This window comes from Microbacterium sp. Bi128 (assembly GCF_918698205.1).
The window spans coordinates 21154-40395 of sequence record NZ_CAKKMM010000004.1 but is presented as its reverse complement, the minus strand read 5'-3'; the positions used below and the strand labels follow the sequence as shown (position 1 = coordinate 40395).

Annotated in this window: 19 protein-coding genes and 1 pseudogene; 7 read left to right on the top strand and 13 right to left on the bottom strand. The window is 70.6% G+C overall.

All coding sequences use genetic code 11. The features are described 5' to 3' along the window. The 3 genes and pseudogenes from LQV45_RS00975 to LQV45_RS00965 all read right to left on the bottom strand — a co-directional run. Positions 1–484 (bottom strand): annotated as a pseudogene (locus LQV45_RS00975) (ABC transporter permease); the annotation flags it as partial. Beyond that, positions 481–1860, bottom strand: coding sequence for an amidohydrolase family protein (locus LQV45_RS00970; protein WP_230005325.1), 1380 nt, complete (start codon positions 1858–1860; stop codon positions 481–483). The gene LQV45_RS00970 and the pseudogene LQV45_RS00975, both read right to left, overlap by 4 nt. Positions 1861–1993: 133 nt before the next feature. Then, positions 1994–3427 carry an amidohydrolase family protein gene (locus LQV45_RS00965; RefSeq protein WP_230005324.1) on the bottom strand — a complete coding sequence of 478 codons (1434 nt, stop codon included), beginning with the start codon at positions 3425–3427 and terminating at the stop codon, positions 1994–1996. 132 nt (positions 3428–3559) lie between these two features. On the opposite strand from LQV45_RS00965, the gene LQV45_RS00960 reads away from it, so the two are divergent. After that, on the top strand, positions 3560–4600 hold the full coding sequence (locus LQV45_RS00960; protein ID WP_138172692.1) for a ketopantoate reductase family protein: 1041 nt from the start codon (positions 3560–3562) through the stop codon (positions 4598–4600). Between the two features lie 119 nt (positions 4601–4719). Then, positions 4720–5412, top strand: a complete 693-nt coding sequence (locus LQV45_RS00955; protein WP_230005323.1) for a helix-turn-helix domain-containing protein — start codon at positions 4720–4722, stop codon at positions 5410–5412. 14 nt (positions 5413–5426) lie between these two features. On the opposite strand, the gene LQV45_RS00950 is transcribed toward LQV45_RS00955, so the two are convergent. From LQV45_RS00950 to LQV45_RS00940, 3 genes are read right to left on the bottom strand one after another with little or no spacing between them, the layout of a single operon-like run. Further along, a complete protein-coding gene (locus tag LQV45_RS00950; protein WP_230005327.1) occupies positions 5427–6494 on the bottom strand; it encodes a zinc-binding dehydrogenase in 1068 nt (355 codons plus the stop codon). Positions 6495–6499: 5 nt separating this feature from the next. Beyond that, the gene (locus LQV45_RS00945) at positions 6500–6811 is read right to left on the bottom strand and encodes a Dabb family protein (RefSeq protein ID WP_230005322.1); all 312 of its coding nucleotides are present in this window, start codon (positions 6809–6811) and stop codon (positions 6500–6502) included. Between the two features lie 9 nt (positions 6812–6820). After that, positions 6821–8287: an amidohydrolase family protein gene (locus LQV45_RS00940; RefSeq protein ID WP_230005321.1), complete on the bottom strand. Its 1467-nt coding sequence runs from the start codon at positions 8285–8287 to the stop codon at positions 6821–6823. Positions 8288–8428: 141 nt separating this feature from the next. Here LQV45_RS00940 and LQV45_RS00935 point away from each other — a divergent pair, with 141 nt between their 5' ends. Next, on the top strand, positions 8429–9445 hold the full coding sequence (locus tag LQV45_RS00935; protein WP_230005320.1) for a ketopantoate reductase family protein: 1017 nt from the start codon (positions 8429–8431) through the stop codon (positions 9443–9445). Here the strand turns inward: LQV45_RS00935 and rlmB are convergent. Together rlmB and cysS are read right to left on the bottom strand one after the other, a co-directional pair. After that, entirely contained in the window at positions 9442–10440 is a 999-nt protein-coding gene (gene rlmB, locus LQV45_RS00930) for a 23S rRNA (guanosine(2251)-2'-O)-methyltransferase RlmB (RefSeq protein ID WP_230005319.1), read from the bottom strand. The two genes, LQV45_RS00935 and rlmB, sit on opposite strands and share 4 nt — an antisense overlap. Further along, positions 10433–11821, bottom strand: a complete 1389-nt coding sequence (gene cysS, locus LQV45_RS00925) for a cysteine--tRNA ligase (RefSeq protein WP_230005318.1) — start codon at positions 11819–11821, stop codon at positions 10433–10435. Before cysS ends, rlmB begins: the two co-directional genes overlap by 8 nt. A gap of 68 nt (positions 11822–11889) precedes the next feature. Between cysS and LQV45_RS00920 the strand changes: the two genes are divergently transcribed. Further along, complete coding sequence (locus tag LQV45_RS00920; RefSeq protein WP_230005317.1) at positions 11890–12351, top strand: GNAT family N-acetyltransferase; 462 nt, start codon at positions 11890–11892, stop codon at positions 12349–12351. Here LQV45_RS00920 and ispD read toward each other — a convergent pair. Together ispD and LQV45_RS00910 are read right to left on the bottom strand one after the other, a co-directional pair. Continuing rightward, positions 12348–13547: a 2-C-methyl-D-erythritol 4-phosphate cytidylyltransferase gene (gene ispD, locus LQV45_RS00915; RefSeq protein ID WP_230005316.1), complete on the bottom strand. Its 1200-nt coding sequence runs from the start codon at positions 13545–13547 to the stop codon at positions 12348–12350. The two genes, LQV45_RS00920 and ispD, sit on opposite strands and share 4 nt — an antisense overlap. A gap of 43 nt (positions 13548–13590) precedes the next feature. Continuing rightward, entirely contained in the window at positions 13591–14073 is a 483-nt protein-coding gene (locus tag LQV45_RS00910) for a CarD family transcriptional regulator (protein WP_056229249.1), read from the bottom strand. 173 nt (positions 14074–14246) lie between these two features. Between LQV45_RS00910 and LQV45_RS00905 the strand changes: the two genes are divergently transcribed. After that, complete coding sequence (locus tag LQV45_RS00905; protein ID WP_230005315.1) at positions 14247–14780, top strand: DNA modification methylase; 534 nt, start codon at positions 14247–14249, stop codon at positions 14778–14780. Positions 14781–14837: 57 nt separating this feature from the next. Here LQV45_RS00905 and LQV45_RS00900 read toward each other — a convergent pair whose 3' ends face one another. After that, complete coding sequence (locus LQV45_RS00900) at positions 14838–15521, bottom strand: response regulator transcription factor (RefSeq protein WP_138172703.1); 684 nt, start codon at positions 15519–15521, stop codon at positions 14838–14840. After that, on the bottom strand, positions 15518–16735 hold the full coding sequence (locus LQV45_RS00895; protein ID WP_230005314.1) for a cell wall metabolism sensor histidine kinase WalK: 1218 nt from the start codon (positions 16733–16735) through the stop codon (positions 15518–15520). Before LQV45_RS00895 ends, LQV45_RS00900 begins: the two co-directional genes overlap by 4 nt. 172 nt (positions 16736–16907) lie before the next feature. On the opposite strand from LQV45_RS00895, the gene phoU reads away from it, so the two are divergent. After that, the gene (gene phoU / locus LQV45_RS00890; protein ID WP_230005313.1) at positions 16908–17582 is read left to right on the top strand and encodes a phosphate signaling complex protein PhoU; all 675 of its coding nucleotides are present in this window, start codon (positions 16908–16910) and stop codon (positions 17580–17582) included. 61 nt (positions 17583–17643) lie between these two features. Here the strand turns inward: phoU and LQV45_RS00885 are convergent, their stop codons facing one another. Further along, complete coding sequence (locus LQV45_RS00885; RefSeq protein ID WP_138172706.1) at positions 17644–18390, bottom strand: phosphoglyceromutase; 747 nt, start codon at positions 18388–18390, stop codon at positions 17644–17646. 60 nt (positions 18391–18450) lie between these two features. Here LQV45_RS00885 and LQV45_RS00880 point away from each other — a divergent pair, with 60 nt between their 5' ends. After that, a complete protein-coding gene (locus LQV45_RS00880; RefSeq protein WP_230005312.1) occupies positions 18451–19239 on the top strand; it encodes a class I SAM-dependent methyltransferase in 789 nt (262 codons plus the stop codon). Positions 19240–19242: the final 3 nt, after the last annotated feature.

The following is a 19242-nucleotide window of genomic DNA, read 5'->3' as shown; positions in this document are numbered from 1 at the left end:
GGCTCTGGGTGGCGAAGCCGCCCGAGAGCGCTTGCACGGTGCCGATCATCAGGGCGTTCACCGCGATCGTGACGACGAGCGGCGGCAGACCGAACAGCGTGATGACGACGCCGCTGGCCAGGCCGAAGGCGGCGGTGGCGATGATCGCGGCGGCGATGGCCCCCGGCAGCCCCAGAGCGTCGTCCGCACCGAAGCGGGCGACGATGAGGGCTCCGAGCGTGACGGCGCCGGGGATGGAGAGGTCGAGTCCGCCCTGCTGGATCACGAGCGTCTGCCCGACCGCCACGATCGCGATGAGAGCCGCGAACGGCAGCATCGAGACGATCGCCGTCGGCCCCACGCTCCCCGGCGCGATCACCGGGCTGATCAGGAACAACGCCGCCACGGCGATGAGCGCGCGGGTCCCCGGCCAGGCCAGGACCATCCGCGCCGTGGGACCGTGGTCCTTCGGCGCGATGCGGGCGGGAGCGGCGAGGTCGGTCATGCCGTCACCAGCGTGGGGTGCCAGGTGCCGTCCAGACGCGCCTCGGGCATCTCGCCCAGCAGGTAGCTGCGGGAGGCCTCGGCATCCGCCTTCAGCCGGCCGAGGTCCACCCCCACGAGCTCGCCGTCCTTCTTCACCCGGCGCCCCTGCACGAACACGTCGCGCACGAGACCGGGGTGGGCGGAGTACACGAGGCTGCCGATCGGGTTGTTCAGCGGCGTCAGCGCGAGCGAACGGTCGTCGAGGACCACGATGTCGGCGGCCTTGCCCACGGCGATCGAACCCGTCGTCTCGGCCAGGCCCGCGGCGTGCGCGCCGTCGATCGTGGCGAACTGCACGACGTCGGCGCACGTGAGACTGATGCGTTCGAGGACCTCGCCGGTGTCGACCGAGGGGGCGTTGTCGAGGGCGCGCTGCATCCCGATGGCGGTGCGCATCGTGGCGAACATGTCGCCGCCGTTCGAGCTGCACACGTCGATCGAGAACGTCGGGCGGATGCCGGCGCGCAGCAGACGGCCGGTGGCCGGGAAGCCGTGACCCATCTGCATCTCGACGTCGGGGGCGACCGAGGCGGTGCCGCCGCTGTCGGCGATGAGGCGCAGCTCGTCGTCGCTGAGGGTGCAGCAGTGCACGTACGTGGTGCGGTCCGAGAGGAGTCCGTCGGCGTGGAGCTTGTGGATCGGGCCGGACTTGCCCCAGTAGCCGTCGCCGGCGTGCATCGTGACGCGGAGGTCGAGGTCGGCCGCGAGCCGGAAGTCCAGGACGTTGACCTCGGGAGTGACGAACTGCGGACCGCGCAGCGCGAGCGCCATCGTGACCAGACCGTCGCTCGAGGCGAAGTGCTCGTCGCGGACGCGGCGGGCGTCCTCCGGGTGCGGATTGGCCGACGGGAGGCTCCCCCACTGGTCGGCGCCGCCGCCGTGCGCGAAGACGGCGCGCATCCCGGTGTCCTTGAGGGCGGCGACGGCGGCGTCCGCGTGCTCGGGGGTCGCGAGGTTGTGCGACCAGTCCACGAGGGTCGTGATGCCGGAGTCGAGGGCCTCGAGGGCGCCCAGGTAGTTGCCGGTGTAGGTGTCCTCGGGGCGGAAGTGCTTGCTGAGCCCGGAGTGCAGTCCCACCAGGTACTCCGTGAGCGACCAGTCCGACGCGAGGTTGCGGACGACCGACTGCCACGTGTGCCGGTGGGTGTCGACGAAGCCCGGGTGCACGATGCGTCCGCGCACGTCGATGACCTCGGCACCCGCGGCATCCAGACCCTGTCCGATGGCCTCGATCGTCCCGTTGGCGCCGATCAGGATGTCGGTGTCGGTGAGGACCTCGCCGGGGCGGACGGCCGTGATGACGGTCCCTCCCCGCAGCAGCGTGCGCTCGCTCATGTGGTGGTGACTCCCTCGTCGAACCGGAGCGTCCTCGCTCCGGTGATGTGCGTTGATTGGATGCTAAAAAGCCAGACTGAACATGTCAAGTATTTGTTATCACTATGTGCAGTTCGTCCAGCAGGACTGAATTTCACGCGCGCTCGCGGTACAGCGGAATGTCGATCGGGGGCTGCGGAATGAAGGACGCCGCACCGCCCATCCGCTCATACAGGTACTCGTGGGAGCGCTCGAGGGTCGCCGTCGCGGCCGGCAGGTCGACGTGAGACAGTGTGCCGCCGCGCTTGACGATGCGCCCGTCCACGAACACCGTGTCGATGCAGCCGGCGTGCGCCTGCGAGATGACCGCCCCGGTCGGGTCGGCCCTGTTCCACCCCACCTGGCTGATGCCCGACATGTCCACCAGAACGATGTCCGCGCGTTTGCCCGGGGTGAGCGAACCGACGAGATGGTCCACACCCGCCGCCCGCGCACCGTTGAGCGTCGCCCACCGCAGCGCATCCTTCGTCGTCCACGACATCTCCTGCGGGGCCCGCATCGCCGCGTACCCCGGCTCGTCGGCGCGATAGCGCGACGCCTGCAGCACGAGGCGGCTGTGCGAGACCATGTCGCCGCCGTTGCCCGACACGCAGTCGATGCCGAGGGTCGGCCCGGGAGTGAAGGCGGTGGCCTCGCTGATGGCCGGATACCCCATGCCCATCTGCATCTCGGTCTCGGCGCACACCGACACCGTCACGCCGCTGTCCTTCAGCAGCTCCCACTCGCGGGGGGTGTTGAAGGTGCAGTGCACGAGGAGCAGGTCGTCGGCGAGCAGGTCGTGGGCGTGCAGCATCTCGACGTCCTGGAACAGCTGACGCACCATGACCTGATTGGCGTGCATCGTCACGCGGGCCCCCAGCTCGCGCGCGAGGCGGAACTCGGCGGCCACGTCGGCCACGGGGGCGATCGCCAGCTCCTGGGGCGCGATACCGAACCGCAGCAGCTGGTCGTCGCTCGCGAAGTACTGGTCCCGGATCTCGCGCGCGAGCCGCGCCCGCGTGGCCAGGGCGGCCGGATCGGATCCGGCCTCCGACCCGCCCCGAGACTGACTCCACGTGTTCGTGGTGATCGGGGTGAGCCCGTGTCCGTAGAGCGCCCGGATGCCGGCATCCCGGAGCCCCGTCACGGCGGCGTGGGCGCCGTCGGGGTCGAGGATGTTGTGACAGTAGTCGACGATCGTGGTGATGCCGGAGTTGAGCGCGTCGAGGGCGCCCACGTAGTTGCCCGCATACATGTCCTGGGCGCGGTAGAGCGGAGCCATGTGCAACCGGATGCCGCGCAGGTAATCGGGGATGTTGCCGTCGGCCAGGATGCCGCGCAGAGCGGTCTGCCACGTGTGGCGGTGCGTGTCGACCATGCCGGGGATGGCGATCTTGTCGCGCCCGTCCACGATCTCGGCGTCGGCGACCGAGATGTCGGGGCGGATCTCGCGGATGACCCCGTCCTCGATGAGGATGTCGGTGCGGGTCAGGTCCCCCAGGTCGTCATCGACCGTGGCCGCCGCCACGTTGCGGATGAGTGTGCGCATTTCTTGCTCGCTCCCTCGCGATCCGTTCGGGTCTTCCTCGACCCGACGTTGTGCTGAACTACACACGAATGTACAGTCGCTCCCAGATTTGTAAAGCAGCAGCGAACGTTTTGATGGCGTCGAGGAGGACCCATGAACACAACGACCCCCCGCATCGCCGTGCTGGGCACGGGCGCACAGGGAGCGAGCATCGGCGCGGATCTCCTTCGCGCCGGGCTCGACGTGACGTACATCGAGCAGTGGCCCGCCCACGTCGAGGCGATGCGTGCCCGCGGGATCGAGGTGCGTCTTCCCGACGAGACGCACGTGACGCCCGTCCACCCCCTGCACCTGTGCGAGGTCGCGACGCTGCGAGAGCCGTTCGACATCGTCTTCATCGTCGTGAAGGCCTACGACACTCGCTGGGTCGCCGAGCTCATCGCCCCCCACGTCGCCGATGACGGACTCGTGGTCGGGCTGCAGAACGGGATGACCCAGGATGCCATCGCCGCCGCCGTCGGCGCGCACCGGACGATGGGCGCCGTCATCGAGGTGGCCTCGAACATGTTCGAGCCCGGCATCGTGAACCGGCAGACCCCCGTCTCGGGCTCGTGGTTCGCCGTCGGCGCGTACGACGATGCCGCCCGCGGCCGGGAGCACGAGGTGCAAGCGGTCCTCTCGCACACGGGTCGCGTCGACGTGTCCCCCGACATCCGCTCCTCCAAATGGATGAAGCTCGTCGCCAATGCCGGGGAGCTCGTCCCCTCCGCGATCCTCGACCTCCCGCTCGCGTCCGCCGTCGCCCTCCCCGGCGTCCACGACTTCATGATCGAGTGCGGAAAGGAAGCGGCGCGCGCGGCCCTCGCCGACGGGAGCCGGCTGGTGCCGATCTTCGGCCTCTCCGACGAGGCCGTGACCGACCCCGACCGCTACGCCTCCGACCTGTTGGGCGAGGTGCTCGACAGCTTCTCGCTTCCCGACACCAAGACCACGGTGCTGCAGGACTGGATGAAGGACCGGCACGCCGAGTACGACGAAGTGAACGGCCTCGTGGTGTCGGTGCTCGCCGCCGCCGGGCAGGCAGCCCCCTACAACGCGCACACGGTCCGACTCGCCCGCGAGATCGAGGCGGGCCGGATGACGCGCTCCGCCGCCAACGTCGACGTCCTGCTGGACGTCCCCGGGATCGGGTGAGGCCCCGCCGTGTTCAGGCGCGGCGCACACGCTGTGTGCAGGGCGGCGGGTAGCGTGGTGCTCCAAGAGGCGGGACCCCGATGATCGGAGTCACCGCCTTCGGAAGAGGAGGCGCCGACATGACCGACGACATCGGTGGCAGACTGCGGGACGCGCGGCTGCAGCGGGGGCTGAGCCTGCGGAGCGTGGCGAGTTCCCTCGGCGTCTCGGCCAGCCTCATCTCCCAGGTGGAGACGGGCAAGACCCAACCGTCGGTGTCGACGCTGTACGCCATCGTCACCCACCTCGGCATCTCGATCGACGAGCTCCTCGGGGTCTCCGCGAGCCCCGTGGTCGGTGCCGCGGCCCCCGCGCCCGAACCCGCGCTCGCCGACCCGACGGTGCAGCACGCCGCCGACAACGCCGTGCTCGACATGGAGAACGGGGTGCGGTGGGAGCGCCTGGCCGCCGGCGCCGGCCCCGCCGACGCGCTGCTGGTGACGTACCAGCCCGGGGCGTCCAGCTCCGTCGAGGGCAAGATGATGCGCCACGCCGGAATGGAGTACGCCTATCTGCTCGAGGGCGAGCTGACCCTGCGCTTGGAGTTCGACACGTTCACTCTGAGGCCCGGCGACAGCCTGCACTTCGACTCGGTGCGGCCGCACCTGTACGTCAACCAGAGCGACGCGATCGCGCGCGGCATCTGGTTCGTCGTCGGTCGCCGCGAACAGAATCAGGCCATGCCGTCGGCGGGGCAGCAACTGGGCGCCCCGCGCGAGACGATCGAGTCAGCGGTCGACGTCCTCCGGGCGATGGACGACCTCGACCGCTGACCGCGCTCAGCGCGTCACGCCGTGACGCGCGGACCGACGCCGTGACGCGCGGACCGACGCCGCGTCGCGGTGGGGTCGATGATCGTCTTGATCTGCCGTGCGCCGCCGTGGGTGAGCGGGCCGAGAGCACCCTCGGCCACGTCGTCGAGCGGGAGCACTTCGTCGGCGACATCCGTCCAGTCTTCCCGAGCCGCGAGCAGTTCGACCGCCCGCGGAAGATCGGCGGCCATCGCGTGGGCGACGGTTCCGACGATCGTGTACTCGCGCAGCGTCCACGATCCCAGCGGAACGGGGACGTCTTCGCGTTGGATGCCGACCGGCACCAGGACCGCACCGGGCAGGGCCGCCGCCACGATCTCGTCCCAGCCGGCGCGCGATCCGCTGACCTCGAACAGCACGTCGGCCTCCCACCCCGCCGCGGCGAGCTCGGCGACGACGGTGCTCTCCCCCGCCACGAACGTCCGCTCGGCGCCGAGGTCGCGCGCGAGGGCGAGCCGCGCCTCGGAACGGTCCACCGCCATGACGCGTGCGCCGACGGCCGCGGCCGCGACGGTCAAGAAGGCCCCGATGCCGCCGATGCCGAGGATCACGGCATCCTGACCCGCCGACAGTCCACTGCGGGCGACGGCGTGGACGGCGATGGCCATCGGCTGCGCGAGGGCGAGCGTGTCGGATGCCAGCCCCCACGCCGTGACGTCCAACAGCGTGGCGGCGGGGACGCGGACGAATTCGGCCAACCCGCCGTCTACCTGGAGCCCGGCCGTCCGGTAGTGACGGCACAGGTTGGTCCGACCCGACCGGCAGGGCTTGCACTCGCCGCACGAGATCCCGGCGCCGCACACGACCTGCGCGCCGACGGCAAGATCGACTCCCTCGCCGACCGCTTCGACGATTCCGGTGAACTCGTGCCCCAGGACGACGGGCAGCTGTGTGAGCACAGGCCCCCGGGAGTACTCCGTGGCATCCGATCCGCACACCCCGCACCCGGTCACGCGGACGAGGGCCTCTCCGGGACCGGGCGTGGGCACGGCGCGGCTTTCGACGCGCAGATCGCCCGATCCGTACAGCACCGCGGCCCGCATGTCGGTCACAGGGTCGTTCCGTCCGGCACGTCGAGCTGCACAGCCTGGCGCGACTCGATCATCCGCGACAGGTGGGCGGCGTACACCGCCGCGTGCTCCGGGGAATCGAGGTACGCCCCGAGTGCTTCTTCGTCGGCGACCAGAGCGATCACGGCGTAGTCGGCGGGACTCGGACGCAGGCGGAGGTTGGTGCCGCAGCGGTAGCCGCGCAGCATCGGCAACGCCGTCGCCATCTCCTCGAGCGCTCCCGTCAGCGCCTCCACCTCCTCCGGGCGGACCTCGGGTCTCCAGGTGAACAGTGCGGCGTGCAGGATCATGCGGTCCTCTCAGTCGTGGGAGCGGGCGACGACATGAGCGTCGCCGTCGGTGTAGCGGTAGGGGTTCTCGATCTCCTCGTCGACGGGGATCTCGGGGTGCATCCCCTCGGCCCACGCCTGCTCCCCCAGCTTCGAGCGCACGTACTCCACCGACGCCGCGACCTTGTCGCGCACCGGAGCGAGCGGCAGACCGATGCGCGCGCCCTGGTACTTCACGACCTTCCCGTCCACCACGACGGTGTGCACGTCGGCCGTTCCGGCCTGGTACACGACGTGGGCGTAGGGGTGCAGGATCGGGGTCATCGCGGGCGACTCGTCGTTCTTGATGAGCACGATGTCGGCGCGTTTGCCCGGGGTGAGCGAGCCGATGCGGTCCTCCATTCCGAGCGAGAGGGCACCGCCCATCGTCGCCATGCGCAGCACGTCCTCGGCGCGCAGCCGGTTGGCCACGATCGTCTCGCCGCGCGCGTGCGCCTCGAGGTGATCGCGCGAGCGGTCGGCGCTGAGGGTCGCCCGCATGGCCGAGAAGAAGTCGGCGCTCCACCACACGCTCGTGTCCATCGAGAGGGATGCCGAGATGCCGTGCTTGCGGATGGCCCACGTGGAGGGATACCCCTGCCCCGCGCTCTGCTCGGACTCGGTCGCGACCGAGACGGTGCCGCCGGTCGCGGCGATCTTCTGGTAACTCTGCTCGTTCAGCGAGGCGGAGTGGACGTAGCAGATCTCGGGAGTCATGAACCCGGCGTCGTACATCTGCGTGATGGCGGTGTCGGTGGTGGCGCCCCACACGCCCGCGTGCGTCGTGACGCGCAGACCGAGCTCGCGCGCGGCTTCGAACGCGCCGCGCTCGGGGAAGTCGGAGGCCCCGGGCACGTCGAAGGCCAACTGCAGGCCCATCATGTCGTTCTGCGCCGAGAAGTTGCGCGAGACGAAGTCGCGGAACTCGGGGGCGTTGGCCCACTCCCACGGCGCCCCGAGGTAGTTGCCGTACCCGAGCACGAAGCGGCCGGGAATCTCGCGCAGCGCCTGCAGCGCGGCCTCGCCGTATTCGGGCGTGCGCAAGCCGTGCGACCAGTCCAGGGTGGTGGTGACACCGGTGTCGACGGATTCCAGTGCGCTGAGGAGGTTGCCGGCGTAGACGTCCTCGGGGCGGAAGACCTCGCCCCAGTTCAGGTAGTAGAAGACGAAGTACTGGCTCAGCGCCCAGTCGCCGCCGTAGCCGCGCAGAGCGGACTGCCACATGTGGCGGTGCGTGTCGACGAAACCGGGGGTGACGATGCCCCCGGAAGCGTCGATCTCGAGGGTGCCCTCGGGCACGTCGAGACGGTGCCCGACCGCGGCGATGTCGCGGCCGATCACGAGGACGTCGGCGTCCTCGAGGACGCCCTGTTCGTCCATGGTGATCACCGTCGCATTGCGGAAGACGAACGGGCGATCTGCCGAGAACTGCTCGGCGGCGGGTGTGGTGTCGGTCATGGCCTTCTCCCCATCGAGAATGTTCGTTCCTGGTTTACACTCTCTGCAAGGCGGAGGCAAGAGTGCGATTTCCGTTCAGTCCAATTGGATGATCGGCGCAACATCCCCCGCCCACGTACGCCCACACTCCAACGAAGGAGCATGATGTCCACACCGTCCATCGCCGTGCTGGGCGCCGGTGCCAACGGCGCCTCGATCGGCGCAGATCTCATCGACGCGGGCCTCGATCCGGTGCTCATCGAGCAGTGGCCCGCGCACGTCGACGCCATGCGTCGCGACGGCCTGCGCATCGAGATGCCGTCGGGAACGCGCCACGTCCACCCGCGGACGCTGCACCTCTGCGAGGTCGCCACGCTCCGCGAGACCTTCGACCTGGTGCTGCTCGTGACGAAGGCCTACGACGCCCGCTGGGCCGCGACGCTCATCGAGCCGTACCTCGCCCAGGACGGCGCGATCGCCGCGGTCCAGAACGGCATGACGACGCAGACCGTCGCCGACGTCGTGGGCGCCGACCGCTGCGTCGGAACGGTGATCGAGATCTCCTCGACCATGACCGACCCCGGTGTCGTCCACCGCCACGTCGACCCCGAGCGTTCGTGGTTCGCGGTGGATGCCACCGCCCGGCGCGGCCACGACGTCGCCGACGTCCTCTCCCACGCCGGAGAGGTCGCCCGCGTGGACGACATCGCCTCGGCGAAGTGGATGAAGCTCGTCAGCAACGCCTCGGTCCTGGTTCCGACGGCCGCGCTCGGCCTCCCCATGGTCGACGCGATCGCGGTGCCCGGTATGCGCGACCTCATGCTCGAGGCCGGACGCGAGGCCCTCCGGGCCGCCGGGGATCACCGCGTCCTGCCGATCTTCGGCCTCACGCCCGCCTCGATCGCCGCGTCACCCGACGTCGTCGTGACGATGCTCGACGCGCTCTACGAACGGTTCACGGTGCCCGGGGCGACGACGACCGTCCTCCAGGACTGGCGCAAGGGCCGACGCAGCGAGGTCGATGACATCAACGGCACCGTGGTGGCGGCCGGTCGCCGACTCGGCATCCCGACTCCCGTCAACGAGGCGATCGTCGCCGTCGGCCACGCCATCGAGCGCGGCGAGGTCGACCCCTCCCTCGACGCGCTCGCCCTCATGCGGGGCGGCGGAGCCGCTTAGCCGGCGTGGCGCAGCGTCGAGACCTGATAGAGCGCGACGGATGCCGCGATCCCGGCGTTCAGCGACTCGGCCGCCGTCGAGATCGGGATCGACACGACCTGGTCGCACGTCTCGGTGACCAGGCGCGAGAGACCCTTGCCCTCGGAGCCGACGACGATCACGACGGGACGGTCCGCGAGCTCGAGCGAGGGCAGCGACACGTCGCCGTCTCCGGCCAGACCGAGGATGAAGACACCCTGCTTCTTGAACTCCTTCAGCGTCGCGGTGAGGTTCGCCGCGAGAGCGACGGGGACGCGCGCGGCCGCGCCGGCGCTGGTCTTCCACGCCGCCGAGTTCACGCTCGCCGACCGGCGCTGCGGAAGGATGAGCCCCTGGCCGCCGAACGCGGCGGTCGAGCGGATGATCGCGCCCAGGTTGCGCGGGTCGGTCACACCGTCGAGGGCGACGAACAGCGGCAGCTCACCGCGGTCGACGACCTTCTCGAGCATGTCCTGCGGGTGCGCGTACTCGTACGGCGGCACCTTGAGCGCGACACCCTGGTGCACGCCGTCGAACCCGGCCATCCGGTCGAGCTCGGGGCGCGTGACCTCGAGGACGGGGATGCCGCGGTTCGTGACGATCGACAGCATCTCTTTGACGCGGTCGTCCATCTCGACGCGCTGCGCGATGTAGAACGCGGTGGCCGGGATCTTGGCGCGCAGGGCCTCGAGGACGGAGTTGCGGCCGGTGACCGTTTCGGTGTCATCGGCCTGCTTCGCACGCCCGCGGCCCTGCGAGGAGCCGACCGGGCGCACGCCCGGCTTGCCCTTGCCGCCCGCGGCGGCGTAGCGCTCCTGAGCGGCCTTGCGCTTGCCCGCGACGTGCCAGGCGCGGTCCTCGGCCTTGGGCGTGGGGCCCTTGCCCTCGAGCGCCTTGCGCGAGTGTCCGCCGGTGCCCTTCAGGGGCCCCTTCTTCTTGCCGGGGTTGCGTGCTCCCGGGCGTCCAGGCTTAGGCATCGATACTCCAATTGGTTCCGGCCGGAGTGTCCTCCAGCGTGATTCCGGCGGCGGCGATGGCATCTCGGATGCGATCGGCGGCCGCCCAGTCCTTGTCGGCGCGAGCGCGGGCGCGCTGCGCGATCATCTCCTGCACGAGGGCGTCGAGGGCGACGTCGACTCCACCCCCGGCGGTTGATTCGGTGAGCTCGAGGCCGAGGACGGCGAGCATTGCGACGACCGCCCGGGCGGCGGCCACGGCGGCGCGGAGATCTCCGCCGTCGATCGCGACGTTGCCGGCGCGCACCGTCTCGTGGATCACCGCGAGCGCCTGGGGAACGCCGAGATCGTCGTCCATCGCCGCGGCGAATGGCTCGGGCAGCGAGTCGGCGGCATCGAGCGCGGACTCCGCCGCGGCCCGCTGGACGCGCTGGGTGAACGTGTCGATACGACCGAGCGCCGCGGCCGCCTCCTCGAAGGCGCGGTCCGAGACGTCCAGGCTCGAGCGGTAGTGGGCTCCGGCGAGGGCGTACCGCACGACCCGCGCGTCGCGCTCGGCGAGCACGTCATCGGCGAGGACGAAGTTGCCGAGCGACTTCGACATCTTCTGCCCGTCGACGGTCACGAGACCGTTGTGCACCCAGTAGCGCGCGAACGGATCGCCCGCGGCGGTCGACTGGGCGATCTCGTTCTCGTGGTGGGGGAAGCGCAAATCGAGGCCGCCGCCGTGGATGTCGAACTCGGGCCCGAGGTAGCGCCGTGACATCGCGGAGCATTCGATGTGCCACCCCGGTCGGCCCTCGCCCCACGGCGACGTCCAGATCGCGGAGGTCGGCTCGCCCTCTTTCGCGCCCTTCCACAGCGCGAAGTCGCGGGGATCGCGCTTGCCGCGCGGGTCGGCGTCGGCCGCCGACTCCATGGCATCCACGCTCTGACGCGTGAGCTCGCCGTAGGCGGGCCAGGACCGCACGTCGAAGTAGACGTCGCCGGCGGCGGCGTAGGCGTGTCCGCGATCGATGAGCTCGGCGATGAGCTCCTGCATCTGCGTCACCGAGGCGGTGGCGCGCGGCTCGTAAGTGGGGGGAAGGATGCCGACGGCGGCGTACGCGTGCGAGAACTCCTGCTCCATGCGGTACGCGAGCGCCCACCACGGCTCGGTGTCGGTGGCGTTGGCGAGCACCTTGTCGTCGATGTCGGTGACGTTGCGCACGAACGTGACCCGACCGAAGCGGTGCGCGAGCCAGCGGCGGAGCAGGTCGAACGCGAGGGCGGCGCGGACATGGCCGATGTGCGGACCGGACTGCACGGTGGGGCCGCAGACGTACATCGTGACGTTCGCGGGGTCGACGGGGACGAAGTCGCGCAGAGCCTGCGCTTTCGTGTCATACAGCCGAACGGTCACCGCACAAGCCTACCGGCCGCCCCTGACGGCGACCCGTGCCCGAAACACGCCGCCGTTAGTGTCTCGGCATGGCCCTCGAGATCCACCCCGACGACCTGTCCGCCGCCGACACCCGTGCCCTCGTGACCGCCCACGTCTCGGGCATGCTCGAGGACACCCCGCCCGAGAGCTGCCACGCGCTCGACGCGGATGCGCTCGTCGACAACGGCGCGCTGCTGTGGGCGGCGCGAGTGGATGGCGAGCTCGTGGGCATCGGCGCGCTGGCGGCCTGGGGCGAGGATGCCGGGGAGCTGAAGTCGATGCGCGTCACCGAGGCGTTCCTCGGGAAGGGCATCGGCCGGGCGATCCTCCGGCACATCATGGCCGAGGCACGGGCACGCGGCATCCGGAGCCTGTGGCTCGAGACCGGCAGCGGCGACGATTTCGCCGCCGCGCGCGGCCTCTACGCGAGCGAGGGGTTCGTCGAATGCCCGCCGTTCGGGTCATACCGCGCCGACCCGCTGTCGACGTTCATGACGCGAGAGATCTAGACCGGGACGACCAAGGCGGTCGCGAAGGCGGCGACACCCTCGGTGCGGCCCGTGAAGCCGAGCCCGTCCGTGGTCGTCGCGCTCACCGAGACCGGCGCTCCCCCGAGGGCCTCGGACAGGACGCGCTCCGCCTCGTCACGGCGCGACGCGAACCGCGGACGGTTCGCCTGCACCTGCACCGAGACGTTGCCGATCCGCCAGCCGGCCGCCGCCACGAGGTTGCGCGTGTGGGCGAGGAAGGCCTCGGCGTGCGCGCCCGCGAACTCGGGCCGATCGGTGCCGAAGTGAGTCCCGATGTCACCGAGTCCTGCCGCCGCGAGCACCGCGTCGACGATCGCGTGCGCGACGGCATCGCCGTCGGAGTGGCCGGACAGCGCCGGCTCCCCCGGCCATTCCAGACCGGCGAGCCACAGCGTGCCCTCGCCGCCGAAGCCGTGGACGTCCGTGCCGATGCCCACGCGCGGGGTCCGTTGCGGCGGGGACGGGTGGGCCGCCGGAACCGGAGCCGAGAGCAGGGCTCGGGCGCGGTCGAGATCGGGCCCCGTGGTGATCTTGAACGAGGCCGCATCGCCGTCCACCGTGATCACGTCGTGGCCGGCGGCGGCCACGAGAGCGGCGTCGTCGGTGTGGTCGGCGTCGGCGGAGGCGAGCGCCTCCTCCAGGACACCGCGCCGGAACCCCTGCGGGGTCTGCGCCGCAGCCAGCTCGGACCTGTCCACCGCCGCGACGATCGCGCCCGTGGCATCCACGCGCTTGATCGTGTCCACGACGGGGACGGCCGGGATCACCGCGTCGGCTCCGCGTTCCAGGGCCGCCACCACCCGCTCGAACACCGCGGGCGGCGTGAGGGCGCGCGCCGCATCGTGCACCAGGACCGTGTCGACGTCGGCCCAGAGCCCGGCGAGCCCCGCGGCGACCGAGGACTGGCGCGTGGCTCCGCCCGACACCACCGACACCAGATCGATCCGGTCGCCGGCCACCTCGCGGGCGTCGGTGAGGGCGGGACCCTCGAAGCCGGCGGGCACGACGATGACGACCTGTGCGCGCGGCGCGCCGAAGACGCCCCGCAGCGCGTGCCGCAGGATCGTGTGCTCGTCGAGCCCGACGAATGCCTTCGGAGCGCCGCCGGCCAGGCGTGTGCCGGAGCCGGCGGCGACGACGATGACGGCCAGACGCGGAACGGGTGAGGGAATCACCCGACCACGCTAGCGCGGACGCGCGGACGAACCGCGCGCGGGATCAGGACGCCAGGACCTCGTCGAGCACGACGCTCGCGCGGTCTTCGTCGGTCTTCTCGGCCAGGGCGAGCTCCGAGACGAGGATCTGCCGGGCCTTGGCCAGCATGCGCTTCTCGCCCGCGGAGAGACCACGGTCCTGATCCCGGCGCCACAGGTCGCGCACGACCTCGCTCACCTTGATCACGTCGCCCGAAGCGAGCTTCTCGAGATTCGCCTTGTAGCGGCGCGACCAGTTGGTCGGCTCCTCGGTGAAGGGGGCACGCAGCACTTCGAACACGCGGTCGAGACCCTCTTTGCCGATCACGTCACGAACGCCGACCAGGTCGACGTTGTCGGCGGGGACCTCGATGACGAGGTCGCCCTGCGTGACGTTGAGCTTCAGGTACTTCTTCGTCTCGCCCTTGATGACGCGTTCTTTGACCTCGATGATCGTGGCCGCGCCATGGTGCGGGTAAACGACGGTCTCGCCAACCTCAAAAAGCATGGAGTTATGTCCTTTCGGCAACATCCAGGATACCACAGGGCCCGATGCGCTAAAGTTCCGCCCCACCCCGGACGATCCCTCCTCCACGCGCGCGAGGAGGACCGCGGCGGGCGGGCGGCACGTCCGGACCCCGTAGGATAATCAGGATGCCGTTTGTCGTTCCGGGAGGATCCGTGAAATCGCGCCTGTTCGCGTCTCTGGCCGTTGGTGCCGCTGTCGTTCTGGGCACGACGGGATGCAACCTCGTTGCCCCCCAGGCGACCACCATCGACTACTCCGCCTCCGACGGGGTGAACGTGCCCGAGTCGGGCCCCTTGCAGGTGCGCAACGCCCTGATCGTGGCCGATGAAGAGGGCACGGTCGGCAACTTCGTCGCCGCCATCGTCAACGACACCACGAAGTCGCAGATGCTGCGGCTCGAGGTCGGCGAGGGCAGCAGCGCCGTCCGCGCCTCGGTGAACGTCGCGGCCGGCCGCACGCTCAGCCTCGGCGACCTGGCGAACGACGTCGCGCCCCTGCAGCTCGACGGCATCGATGCCGTCCCCGGCTCGACGATCCCGATCTTCTTCCAGTCCGGCGATGCCGAGGGTGCCCTCATCCAGGTGCCCGTGCTCGACGGCGCGCTCGAGTACTTGCGCCCGCTCGCGCCGACCCCGACGCCAACGGGTCTTCTGGTGGCGACGCCGACGCCCACGCCGTCTTCCTGACCTCACACGACGAAGGCGCCGACGGGATTCCGTCGGCGCCTTCGTCGTTGCGGCGAGTCAGGCCTCGAAGCGATAGCCGAGACCGCGAACGGTCACGAGCATCGACGGCTCGCTCGGGCTCTGCTCGATGCGCGACCGGATGCGCTTGATGTGCACGTCCAGCGTCTTGGTGTCGCCGAAGTAGTCGGTCCCCCATACGCGGTCGATGAGCTGGCCGCGCGTGAGCACGCGACCGGCGTTGCGCATGAGGACCTCGAGCAGCTCGAATTCCTTCAGCGGCATGTTGATCTCGGCGCCGTCGACCGAGACCGTGTGCCGGTCGATGTCGAGGGTCACGCGACCGCCGGTGAGGATGCGCTCGTCGAGGTCGGACTCCTCCGGGCTCCGGCGGCGCAGCACCGCGCGCATGCGCGCGAGCAGCTCCCGGGTCGAGTAGGGCTTGGTGACGTAGTCGTCCGCGCCGAGCTCGAGCCCCACGACGATGTCCACCTCCGAGTCCTTGGCGGTGAGCATGATGATCGGCACCTGCGACGTCAGCCGCAGCTGACGGCACACCTCGGTGCCCGGCATCCCGGGGAGCATCAGATCCAGCAGGAGGATGTCGGCACCGCGCTCACGGAACGCGGTGAGGGCCAGCGCACCGTCCTCGGCGATCTCGACCTCGTAACCCTCCCGTCGCAGCAGGTAGGCGAGCGGGTCTGCGAGATCGGGCTCGTCCTCGACGATCAGAACGCGGGTCATGCGGTGTCTCCCTTCACGGGTGCGGGGCGGGCGGCGGAGCCGGTCTTGCGGCTCTTGCGACGCGCCTTGGGACGAACGAGGTCGAGGTCGGGTGCCTCGGACCGGGGCAGTCGGATGGTGAACGTGGACCCGCGTTCGGGGCGCGACCACAACCGCACCTCGCCGCCGTGGCGCTGCACGGCGTGCTTGACGATCGACAGTCCGAGGCCGGTGCCACCGGTGCGACGGGATCGCGCCTGATCCGCGCGGTAGAAGCGCTCGAAGACGCGGTGCTGATCGCTCTCGGGGATGCCGATGCCGCGGTCGGTGACCGCGATCTCCACGACGTTCTCGTCGAGTTTGACCCCGACGCCCACCTTGGACCCGTGCGGCGAATACGCGATGGCGTTGGCGATGAGGTTGCCGAGCGCCTCGGTGAGGATCTGCGGCTCCCCGCGCACCCACAGGCCCTTCGTGCCACCGCGCACGACGGTAACCTGCGCCGAGTCGGCCTGGATCGTGTGCGACTCGATCGCCGCGGTGACGACCTCGTCGATCGAGACGTCGCGGACCTCGCTGAGCTCGTCCGAGGCCTGCAGCCGCGACAGGCTCAGGATGCGATTGGTGAGCGCGGACAACCGCGAGATCTCGGCCTGGAGGCGCCCGGAGAAGTACCGCACCTGCGGAGGGTCATCGGCGGCGGACTCGATCGCCTCGGCCAGCAGGCTCACGGCACCGACGGGTGTCTTGAGCTCGTGGCTGGTGTTGGCGACGAAGTCGCGGCGCATCTCCTCGACGCGCTCGCGTTCGGTGATGTCGCGCAGCACCAACAGCACGAGGCGGGCCGAGACGGGTGCGGCACGAACGGCGACCAGGCGCGGCTCGGCGGGGGCCGCTCCCCGCCGGAGGCGCAGGTTCTCGCTCACGGCGGCGCCGTTGTCGCGGGCCTCGCGCGCGACGCGGCGCAGATCCTCGTCGGCGATCGCGCTGCCGGCATCCAGCCCGAAGACCTCGGCGGCGGGCGAGAGCGCCAGTACCGTGCCCGACGTGTCGCACACGACGGCGGGGTCGTCGAGGGCACCGAGCACCGACTCCACCCCCTCGGGGAGAACCGACGAGCCCTGGGCGGCCGCCCGGTCGCGAACGCGCTGCGCGGCCACGACGAGACCCACGACGGAGCTCCCGACAATGATTCCCACGAGGAGCGCGAGCAGCGAGAGCTGCGTCTGATCCATGGCACCAGCGTAGAGCCGCCCATCGGGCGTCACCGTCCGTTCAGACGGGGAGGGCGGTGGCGAGAGGCTACTATTCACTGTCACAGCACCACTCGTTAACCTTCGCTCGGAAGAATCCCCCGAGGGTCGCGGAACGTTTGTGTGCCGTGCCGCCGACGAGGAAGGTACCGCGATGCGCGAAGTATTCCATCAGTCCCTCGAGGACGTCCAGGGCCGACTGGTCGAGATCGCCGACCTGGTGGCGGTCGCCATCGACCGTGCCACGCGCGCGTTCGGCACGAGCGACGTCGCCCTCGCCGAGGAGGTCATCGAGGCCGACGCGATCATCGACGAGAAGGCACTGGCGCTCGACGAGCTCGCCATCGAGATCCTCGCCCGCCAGCAGCCGGTCGCCCGCGACCTGCGGATCGTCGTCACCGCTCTGCGCGTGAGCGCCTCGCTCGAGCGCATGGGCGACATGGCCGAGCACATCGCGCAGCTCGCACGCTCGCGGTTCCCGGAGCGGGCGATCCCGAAGGGCCTGAAGAGCACCTTCACGCGCATGGGCGAGCTCGACGTGGAGGTCGCGCGCAAGCTCGCCGAGCTCCTGCGCACGCAAGACCTGCGCATCGCCGAAGAGATCCGCGACAACGACGACGACATCGACGAGCTGCACGTCAGCGTGTTCGAGAAGGTCCTCGGCGATTCGTGGAAGGGCGAGGCCACGGCCACGGTCGACGCCACGCTCGCCAGCCGCTACCACGAGCGCTTCGCCGACCACGCGGTCTCGGTCGCCAAGAAGGTCGTCTACCTCGCCACGGGCGACTGGGCGGGCGCCGACGACGAGACTCCGGTCCCGGCCGCCTGACGCAGAACGACGAAGAGGGGGTGGATGCCACGGCATCCACCCCCTCTCGCGTTGCGGCTCGTCAGCCCTTCGAGCCCTGCGCAGCGACGGCGGCGGCACCGGCGGCGGCGGCCTCGGGGTCGAGGTACTCACCGGGGCCGAGCGGCGCGAGGTCGTCGTCGAGACGGTAGACCAGCGGGATGCCGGTGGGGATGTTCAGCTCGGCGATGTCGGCGTCGCTGATGCCCTCGAGGTGCTTGACGAGGCCGCGCAGCGAGTTGCCGTGCGCGGTGACCAGGACGGTCTTCCCGGCCTGCAGGTCGGGGACGATGTCACTGTGCCAGTACGGGAGCATGCGGTCGATGACGATCTTCAGCGACTCGGTGTCGGGCACCTCGCCGTCGATCCCGACGTAGCGCGGGTCGCCGACCTGGCTGTACTCGTCATCGGCGGGCAGCGGCGGCGGCGGCACGTCGAACGAACGGCGCCAGAGCATGAACTGCTCGTTGCCGAACTCTTCGAGCGTCTGCGCCTTGTCCTTGCCCTGGAGGGCACCGTAATGGCGCTCGTTGAGGCGCCACGTGCGCTTGACCGGGATCCACAGGCGGTCAGCCGCGTCGAGGGCGATGTTGGCGGTCTGGATCGCACGGCTGAGCACCGAGGTGTGCAGCACGTCGGGCAGGACGCCGGACTCCTTCAGGAGTTCGCCGCCGCGCTGGGCCTCGGCCTTCCCCTGGTCGGTGAGCCGGACGTCGACCCAGCCGGTGAACTGATTGGTCTTGTTCCACTCGCTCTGCCCGTGGCGGAGGAGGATCAGCGTGTGAGGCATGACTCCATGCTAGCGACGCCGTGCGGTCGTCTCCGAGCGCGCGCCTGGCATCATGTCGGAGTGAGTCCCTCCCCCGTCGGCCGCCCGACACGCGGCACGACCGGGGTCAATCGGCTGCGGCGGGTCGACCGCTGGATCGCGCGGCATCCCGCGCTTCGCCGCGCCGACGACCCCCTCGTCGTCGACCTCGGGTTCGGCGCCAGCGCGGTCACCCCGCTCGAGCTGCACGCGCGACTCACGCGGGTGCGCCCGGATGCCACGGTGCGGGGCCTCGAGATCGATCCCGAGCGTGTCGCGCGGGCGCGCGCCCAGGCTGCGGGGGTCACGGGCGTCGACTTCGCGGTCGGCGGATTCGAGGTGCCGATGCCGCACGGTCGGCGTCCGGCCATCATCCGGGCCATGAACGTGCTGCGGCAGTACGACGAGGCCGACGTCGCCGCAGCCTGGGAGCGGATGTGCGGGCGGCTGGCTCCCGGCGGCATCCTCGTCGAAGGCACGTGCGACGAGATCGGCCGCGTCGTGACCTGGGTGGAGGTCGGCCCGGATGCCGCACCCCGAACGCTGACCGTGTCGCTCCGGCTCGCGGGTCTGGAGGATCCCGCGATCCTGGCCGAGCGCCTCCCGAAGGCGCTCATCCACCGCAACGTTCCCGGCGAAGGCGTGCACGAGTTCGTCGCCGCGCTGCAGCGGGAGTGGGTTCGGGCGGCGGCGGTCGCGCCGTTCGGCGCCGTCCACCGGTGGCGCACCTCCGTCGAGGCGCTGGCGGCCGCGGGATGGCCGGTGCGGGGACGCTCGCGTTGGCGACTCGGCGAGGTCGGAGTCGAGTGGAGCGCCGTCGCGCCGCGCTGAGCC

Bases quoted from the DNA above. Each gene is read 5' to 3' on its own strand.
- LQV45_RS00955 (WP_230005323.1), top strand. From the start codon at position 4,720: ATGACCGACGACATCGGTGGCAGACTGCGGGACGCGCGGCTGCAGCGG.
- LQV45_RS00900 (WP_138172703.1), bottom strand. From the start codon at position 15,521: ATGACCCGCGTTCTGATCGTCGAGGACGAGCCCGATCTCGCAGACCCG.
- LQV45_RS00950 (WP_230005327.1), bottom strand. From the start codon at position 6,494: ATGCGGGCCGCGGTGCTGTACGGATCGGGCGATCTGCGCGTCGAAAGC.
- LQV45_RS00920 (WP_230005317.1), top strand. From the start codon at position 11,890: ATGGCCCTCGAGATCCACCCCGACGACCTGTCCGCCGCCGACACCCGT.
- LQV45_RS00945 (WP_230005322.1), bottom strand. From the start codon at position 6,811: ATGATCCTGCACGCCGCACTGTTCACCTGGAGACCCGAGGTCCGCCCG.
- phoU (WP_230005313.1), top strand. From the start codon at position 16,908: ATGCGCGAAGTATTCCATCAGTCCCTCGAGGACGTCCAGGGCCGACTG.
- LQV45_RS00935 (WP_230005320.1), top strand. From the start codon at position 8,429: ATGATGTCCACACCGTCCATCGCCGTGCTGGGCGCCGGTGCCAACGGC.
- LQV45_RS00970 (WP_230005325.1), bottom strand. From the start codon at position 1,860: ATGAGCGAGCGCACGCTGCTGCGGGGAGGGACCGTCATCACGGCCGTC.
- LQV45_RS00895 (WP_230005314.1), bottom strand. From the start codon at position 16,735: ATGGATCAGACGCAGCTCTCGCTGCTCGCGCTCCTCGTGGGAATCATT.
- LQV45_RS00960 (WP_138172692.1), top strand. From the start codon at position 3,560: ATGAACACAACGACCCCCCGCATCGCCGTGCTGGGCACGGGCGCACAG.
- LQV45_RS00885 (WP_138172706.1), bottom strand. From the start codon at position 18,390: ATGCCTCACACGCTGATCCTCCTCCGCCACGGGCAGAGCGAGTGGAAC.
- LQV45_RS00940 (WP_230005321.1), bottom strand. From the start codon at position 8,287: ATGACCGACACCACACCCGCCGCCGAGCAGTTCTCGGCAGATCGCCCG.
- LQV45_RS00965 (WP_230005324.1), bottom strand. From the start codon at position 3,427: ATGCGCACACTCATCCGCAACGTGGCGGCGGCCACGGTCGATGACGAC.
- LQV45_RS00910 (WP_056229249.1), bottom strand. From the start codon at position 14,073: ATGCTTTTTGAGGTTGGCGAGACCGTCGTTTACCCGCACCATGGCGCG.
- rlmB (WP_230005319.1), bottom strand. From the start codon at position 10,440: ATGCCTAAGCCTGGACGCCCGGGAGCACGCAACCCCGGCAAGAAGAAG.